A 640-nucleotide genomic window follows, 5' to 3' on the forward strand; every position below is an offset into this window, starting at 1 on the left:
CCCTTGCACAAGGTGACTTTACTGTAAGCGCGAGTATTACCGATGCGGCAGGCAACGAGAGCACCGCAAACAGCAGTGGTAATGTGGATACTATTACGCCAATCGTCACCGTTGATGCACTGGGCCTTGGCAACGATAGCACCCCAGTTGTTAGTGGTACCTCAACAGAGCCTGAAGGCACCGTTGTAAACATTGTTATTACTGACAGTAACGGTGATGAACACCCAATCACCGCTACTGTGGATGCAAACGGTGATTGGCAAGCAACCAGCCCTGAATTACCAGATGGAAGCTACACCGTGCAAGCCAGTATCACCGATGATGCAGGTAACACCGGCGGCGCGACACAAACGGGCAACCTAGATACCTTAGCGCCAACACTGACGTTAGACACAGTCGGCGCAACCAACGACAGCACGCCAACAATCAGCGGGACATCAAACGCGCCAGTAGGCACGGTTATAACGATTAACGTCACGGATGCAGATAATACAGAAACGTTTACCGCGACAGTGCAAGCCGATGGCAGCTGGTCAGCAGATGTACCGAACGCGTTAACTGATGGTCCACTCACTATTGAAGCAAGCGTTAGTGATAACGCCGGTAATACCACTACATTAAGTGAAACCGCAACACTCAA

1 protein-coding gene is annotated in these 640 nt (G+C 51.1%); it reads left to right on the forward strand.

Annotation, left to right across the window (positions count from 1 at the left end):
- The coding region (locus H5157_RS20655) for an Ig-like domain-containing protein (protein ID WP_182725421.1) at positions 1 to 640 on the forward strand (640 nt) is incomplete at both ends.

Source organism: Pseudoalteromonas sp. SG43-3, assembly GCF_014164385.1.
GTDB lineage: Bacteria > Pseudomonadota > Gammaproteobacteria > Enterobacterales > Alteromonadaceae > Pseudoalteromonas > Pseudoalteromonas distincta.